The organism is Streptomyces sp. NPDC039736 (genome assembly GCF_055596485.1).
In genome coordinates this window covers 347,647-353,863 of the sequence record NZ_JBVIUQ010000004.1, presented here as the reverse complement: position 1 = coordinate 353,863, position 6,217 = coordinate 347,647, and the positions used below count along the sequence as shown (strand labels likewise).

Here is a 6,217-nt window from a genome sequence, read left to right as displayed (position 1 = left end):
TGGGCGGGGGTGGGGGGTGGAGAAGGTGCTGGAGGGGGTCGGGAGCTCGGCTTCCGCTTTGTGCGGTTGGTGTTTCCTCTAACAGACCTCTTTTCCCCCCCCCGCCGCCCTCGCTGCGTTCACCCACGCCTTCATCGTTCGTTTTCACTGAACAGTGGTGTCGAAAAGTTTCGATGGACCTGAAGGTCGCCCGGGTGTGACGGTGGTGCCCTCACCGGCCACCGCGACACCCAGGGGGACAACGATGGCAGTACTCCACCGCACACCGGGAAGCACCACCGCCGCCGCGACCGAGCCGGACGCCGGCACCGCTCCCGGCCCGGCCCTCCGAAGGAGCGCCGGGCTCGGGCTCCTGCTCGCCGCCGTCGCCACCGTCGTCTGGTCCGGCAGCTTCGTCACCTCCCGCGGACTGCACGACTCCGTCCCCCCGGTCCAGGCCGCCTTCTGGCGCTGGATCGTCGCCCTGCTCGCCGTCGCCCCCTTCGCCGTCCGCGCCACCTGGCGGCAGCGCGCCGTCCTGCGCGAGCACCTCGGCTTCGTCGCCCTCGCCGCCCTGCTCGGCGTCACCGTCTACAACACCCTCGTCAACCAGGCCGGTCTCGACACCCCCGCCGGCACCATGGGCATGATCATGGCCGCGTCGCCCGTCGTCATGGCGGTGCACGAGCGCCTGGGCGGCCGGCGGCTCGGCGCGCGCCGGGTCGTCGGCATGCTGATCGCCTGCGCCGGCGTCCTGCTGCTGGTGAGCGAGGGCTCCCTCGCCCTCGGCCTGTCGGCGGGCGCTTTCTGGATGATCGCCGCCGCGCTGTGCTTCGGCTCCTACAGCGCGCTGCTGCGCCGCAAGCCCGCCGGCATCGGCGGACCGGCCTTCCTGTTCAGTACGTTCGTCCTCGGCGCGCTGATGCTGGCCCCCGTGTACGCCGTCAGCCTCGCCGTCCAGGGCGGCTTCGAGGCGCGCCCCGGCACCGTCGGCCCGCTCCTGTACGTCGGCGTCTTCTCCTCCGCCGTCGCCTTCTTCGCCTGGAACAAGGCGGTCTCCCTGATCGGCGCGGCCCGCGCGGGCGTCGTCTACTACCTCCAGCCGGTCTGCGTGGCGCTGCTGTCCCACGCCGTCCTGGGCGAGGAGACCGGATGGCTCCAGGCGCTGTGCGCGGCGCTCATCCTGGGCGGCGTGGTGCTGGGCGCCACCACCGGTCCCGCCGGGCCGCGGAAGGCCCGCTAAGTTGCGGGTCATGACCGAGTGGGACATCAAGAAGCTGCGCATCCTGCGGACCCTGCGCGAGAGGGGCACCGTGACGGCCACCGCGGAAGCGCTCCTGATGACGCCGTCGGCCGTCTCCCAGCAGCTCTCCAACCTCGCCAGACAGCTCGACGTGACCCTCCTGGAGGCACACGGCCGCAGGGTCCGCCTCACCGACGCCGCCCACCTCGTGCTCCGGCACGCGGAGGCGGTGTTCGCGCAACTGGAACGCGCGGAGGCCGACCTGGAGGGCTACGCCAAGGGCGAGACGGGCGAGGTGCGCGTCGGCGCGTTCTCCACCGCCGTGCCCGCCCTCGTCGTACCCGCCGTACGGCGCCTGCGCGAGACGCATCCGGGCCTGGAGGTGCGCGTACGGGAGGCGGAGGCGGCGGAGGCGTACGAACTCCTCGCGGACGGCGCCGTCGACCTCGCCCTCTCGCTCGCCGCGCACGCGCCCACCGCCCGCGACCCGCGGTTCGCCCGCGTCCCGCTGCTCGCCGACCCCCTCGACGTGGCGCTGCCCACGCACCACCCGCTCGCCGCCGCCCCCGGCCTGCGCCTGGCGGACCTCTCGGGCGAGGCGTGGATCTTCGGCGGCAGCGGCCCCTGGTCGGAGATCACCACCGCGGCCTGCGAGGCGGCGGGCTTCGTGCCGGCGCAGGCGCACAGCGCCGCCGGCTGGACGGCGATCCTGGCCATGGTCGAGGCGGGCATGGGGGTCGCCCTGGTCCCGCGGATGGCCGCCGCCGAACGCCGCACCGGCGTCGTGATGCGCGTGCTGGAGGCCGATCAGCCGCGCCGCCACGTGGTGGCCGCGGTACGCCGGGGCGCGGAGGACGGTCCCGCGGTGGGCAGGGCGCTGGCGGCCCTGCGGGCGGTCGCGGGCGAGAGGGCGTAGAGCGGCTCCACGAAGGTTCCGGGCGGGGGCCGCATCGCCGTGCCGCCCCATCGTTCAGTTCTGCTTCAAAGCCTGTGCGAAAACTTTCGATGGACCTGGGCGGTGCCGGGGCCCCACAGTCGTACCCATGACGACCAACGAGAGCGACCCGCACGCCAACGACGCAGCCCCCTACGGCGGAGGCGACCCGTACGCCGACTACCGCGGTGCGGGCGACCTCCCGTTCACCGAGCTCGTCGACCTCGCCGACCGCCGCCTCGGCGCCGGTGTCATCGCCGCCAACGACGAGTTCTTCGCCGAGCGCGAGAACCTCCTCATCCGCGAGCGCGCCGTCTTCGACCCGGAGCACTTCGGGCACAAGGGCAAGATCATGGACGGCTGGGAGACCCGCCGCCGCCGCGGCGTCGACGCCGAGCACCCCTTCCCCGAGGCCGAGGACCACGACTGGGCGATCATCCGGCTCGGCGCGGCCGGCGTCATCCGCGGGATCGTCGTCGACACCGCCCACTTCCGCGGCAACTACCCGCAGCGCGTCAGTGTCCAGGCGACCGCCGTCGAGGGCTCCCCGAGCCCCGAGCAGCTCCTCGCCGACGACGTGAAGTGGGAGGAGATCGTCCCCGTCACACCCGTCAGGGGCCACGCGGCCAACGCCTTCGCGATCGACGTCGAGCGCCGCTTCACGCACGTACGCCTGTGCCAGCACCCCGACGGCGGCGTCGCCCGGCTGCGCGTGCACGGCGAGGTCGTCCCGGACCCCGAGTGGCTCCAGCTCCTCGGCACCGTCGACCTCGTCGCCGTGCAGAACGGCGGCACCTACGAGGACGCCTCCGACAAGTTCTACTCCTCGCCCACCCAGATCATCCTGCCCGGCACCTCCCGCAAGATGGACGACGGCTGGGAGAACCGCCGCCGCCGGGTGCGCGACACCAACGACTGGGTGCGCTTCAAGCTCGTCGCCCAGGGCGCGATCCGCGCCGTCGAGATCGACACCGCCTACCTCAAGGGCAACTCGGCCGGCTGGATCGCCCTCAGCGGCCGCAACGGCGACAGCGGCGACTGGTTCGAGATCCTGCCGCGCACCAGGCTGCAGCCCGACACCCTGCACCGCTTCAAGCTCCCCGCGCAGGCCGTCGCCACCCACGTGCGCCTCGACGCCTTCCCCGACGGCGGCGTCGCCCGCATGCGCCTGCACGGCACCGTCACCGAGCAGGGCCACGCCGAGCTCACGGCCCGCTACGCGGACCTGAGCGACTAGGAACCACAGGCTCCGTGCGTGCGGTGGACAGCGAACCCGCACGCACGGGAACAACAGAGGGCCCCGGCGCACACCCACCCGCGCCGGGGCCCTCCTCCCGTTCGTCCGCCGTTACGCAGCGGCCGCCTCGTCCGCCGCCTGCGCCTTGAGCGCCCGCTCCACACCGGCGCGCGACTCCGACACCAGCCGCCGCAGCGCCGCACTCGGCTCCGCCGACGCCAGCCAGACGTCCGTCGCGTCCAGCGTCTCCTGCGACACCTGGAGCGCGGGGTAGAGACCCACCGCGATCTGCTGGGCGATCTCGTGCGAGCGGGAGTCCCACACCTCCTTCACCGCGGCGAAGTACTTCGCCGTGTACGGAGCCAGCAGCTCCCGCTGGTCGGTCTGCACGAAGCCGCCGATGACCGCCTCCTGGAGGGAGTTGGTCAGCTCGTCGGACTCCACGACCGACGCCCACGCCTCCGCCTTCGCGGCCTCCGTGGGACGCGCCGCACGGGCCGAGGCCGCGTGCTGCTGGCCCGCCGAGGTGTTGTCGCGCTCCAGCTCCGCCGCGATCTCGTCCTCGTCGACGACGCCCACGGCCGCCAGCCGGTTCACGAACGCCCAGCGCAGGTCGGTGTCGACGGCCAGGCCCTCGACGGACTCCGAACCCTCCAGCAGCCCGCGCAGCAGGTCCAGTTGCTGCGGGGTGCGCGCGGTGGCGGCGAACGCCCGCGCCCACGCGAGCTGGTGGTCGCTGCCCGGCTCGGCCGTCCGCAGGTGCGCCAGCGTCGCCTCCGTCCACTGCGAGAGGCCCGCCTCGCGCCAGGACGGCGCCGCGTACAGGTCCAGCGCCAGCTTCACCTGGCGGTGCAGCGACTGCACCACACCGATGTCGGACTCCTTGGAGATGCCGGAGAGCACCAGCGCGAGGTAGTCACGGGTGGCGAGCTCGCCGTCGCGCGTCATGTCCCACGCCGACGCCCAGCACAGGGCGCGCGGCAGCGACTCGGCGAAGTCGCCCAGGTGCTCGGTGACGAAGGCCAGCGACGCCTCGTCCAGACGCACCTTCGCGTAGCTCAGGTCGTCGTCGTTCAGCAGCACCACGGCCGGACGCGCCCGCCCCACCAGCGCCTCCACCGGCGTCAGCTCGCCGTCGACGTCCAGCTCGACCCGGTCGGTGCGCACCAGTCGGCCCGTGTCGTCCAGGTCGTACAGGCCGATCGCGATGCGGTGCGGCCGCAGCGTGGAGACGCCCTTCGCGCCCACGGGCAGCGTCGGCGCCTCCTGCTTGACGGCGAAGGCGGTGACGACGCCGTCGGCGTCCGTCTCGATCTCCGGGCGCAGGACGTTGATCCCGGCCGTCTGGAGCCACTTCTGCGACCACGTCCCCAGGTCGCGGCCACTGGTCTGCTCCAGCGCGCCCAGCAGATCGCTCAGCTGCGTGTTGCCGAAGGCGTGCGCCTTGAAGTACGCCTGCACGCCGGCGAAGAACGCGTCCATGCCGACGTACGCCACGAGCTGCTTGAGCACCGAGGCGCCCTTGGCGTACGTGATGCCGTCGAAGTTGACCAGCACGTCGTCCAGGTCACGGATGTCCGCCATGATCGGGTGCGTGGAGGGGAGCTGGTCCTGCCGGTAGGCCCAGGTCTTCATGGAGTTCGCGAACGTCGTCCAGGAGTGCGGCCACTTCGAGCCCTCGGCGTAGGCCTGGCAGGCGATCGAGGTGTAGGTGGCGAACGACTCGTTCAGCCACAGGTCGTTCCACCACTCCATCGTCACCAGGTCGCCGAACCACATGTGGGCGAGCTCGTGCAGGATCGTCTCGGCCCGCACCTCGTACGCGGCGTCCGTGACCTTCGAGCGGAACACGTACTGGTCGCGGATGGTCACCGCACCGGCGTTCTCCATCGCGCCCGCGTTGAACTCCGGCACGAAGAGCTGGTCGTACTTGGCGAAGGGGTAGGCGTAGTCGAACTTCTCCTGGAACCAGTCGAAGCCCTGCCGGGTGACGGCGAAGATCTCCTCGGCGTCCAGGTGCTCGGCCAGCGAGGGGCGGCAGTAGATGCCCAGCGGCACCCGCTGCCCGTCCCCGCCCTCGTACACCGAGTGCACCGCGTGGTAGGGACCCGCGATCAGAGCGGTGATGTACGTCGAGATGCGCGGCGTCGGCGCGAAGACCCAGACGTCGTCCTTGACGTCCTCGGGCTCCGGCGTCGGCGAGTTCGAGATCACGGTCCAGCCCGCCGGGGCCTTCACGGTGAACTGGAAGGTGCCCTTCAGGTCGGGCTGCTCGAAGGAGGCGAACACCCGCCGCGCGTCCGGCACCTCGAACTGCGTGTACAGGTACGCCTGCTGGTCGACCGGGTCGACGAAACGGTGCAGGCCCTCACCGGTGTTGGTGTACGCGCAGTCCGCGACGACCCTCAGCTCGTTGGCCCCGCCGCGCAGCGACGGCAGCGCGATGCGCGAGTCGGCGAAGACGGCCGCGGCGTCCAGCGCCTCGCCGTTCAGCACGACCTCGTGCACGGTGGGCGCGACCAGGTCGATGAAGCTGGCGGCGCCGTCCTCGGCGGAGTCGAAGCGCACCGTGGTCACCGAGCGGTACGTGCCGCCCTCCTGCGCGCCACTGAGGTCGAGCTCGATCTCGTACGCGTCCACCGTGAGCAGCCGCGCGCGCTCCTGCGCCTCTTTGCGGGTCAGATTGGTACCGGGCACCCTGTCATCTCCTCGGATCGTGACGTTCCGGGCCATCCTTCCACGGCCCGGTCCGCAGTCGGCAGTGAGATTTGCGGTCCCGGCGGGCGCACACGACAAGGGCGGCGGCCCCCGGGTCCCCGGGGGC

General features: G+C 72.3%; 4 protein-coding genes. 3 read left to right on the top strand and 1 reads right to left on the bottom strand.

Annotation, left to right across the window (positions count from 1 at the left end):
* Positions 1–244 precede the first annotated feature (244 nt).
* The 3 genes from ACZ56L_RS14865 to alc all read left to right on the top strand — a co-directional run bounded on the left by ACZ56L_RS14865 (position 245) and on the right by alc (position 3,393).
* Entirely contained in the window at positions 245–1,222 is a 978-nt protein-coding gene (locus tag ACZ56L_RS14865; protein ID WP_471064249.1) for a DMT family transporter, read from the top strand.
* 10 nt (positions 1,223–1,232) lie between these two features.
* The gene (locus ACZ56L_RS14860) at positions 1,233–2,138 is read left to right on the top strand and encodes a LysR family transcriptional regulator (protein ID WP_345222924.1); all 906 of its coding nucleotides are present in this window, start codon (positions 1,233–1,235) and stop codon (positions 2,136–2,138) included.
* Positions 2,139–2,265: 127 nt separating this feature from the next.
* Positions 2,266–3,393: an allantoicase gene (gene alc / locus ACZ56L_RS14855; protein WP_345222926.1), complete on the top strand. Its 1,128-nt coding sequence runs from the start codon at positions 2,266–2,268 to the stop codon at positions 3,391–3,393.
* 111 nt (positions 3,394–3,504) lie between these two features.
* On the opposite strand, the gene pepN is transcribed toward alc, so the two are convergent.
* Positions 3,505–6,090 (bottom strand): aminopeptidase N, encoded by a 2,586-nt coding sequence (gene pepN, locus ACZ56L_RS14850; protein WP_471064246.1) that lies wholly within the window; start codon positions 6,088–6,090, stop codon positions 3,505–3,507.
* Between the last annotated feature and the right edge of the window lie 127 nt (positions 6,091–6,217).

Bases quoted from the DNA above. Each gene is read 5' to 3' on its own strand.
- ACZ56L_RS14865 (WP_471064249.1), top strand. From the start codon at position 245: ATGGCAGTACTCCACCGCACACCGGGAAGCACCACCGCCGCCGCGACC.
- ACZ56L_RS14860 (WP_345222924.1), top strand. From the start codon at position 1,233: ATGACCGAGTGGGACATCAAGAAGCTGCGCATCCTGCGGACCCTGCGC.
- alc (WP_345222926.1), top strand. From the start codon at position 2,266: ATGACGACCAACGAGAGCGACCCGCACGCCAACGACGCAGCCCCCTAC.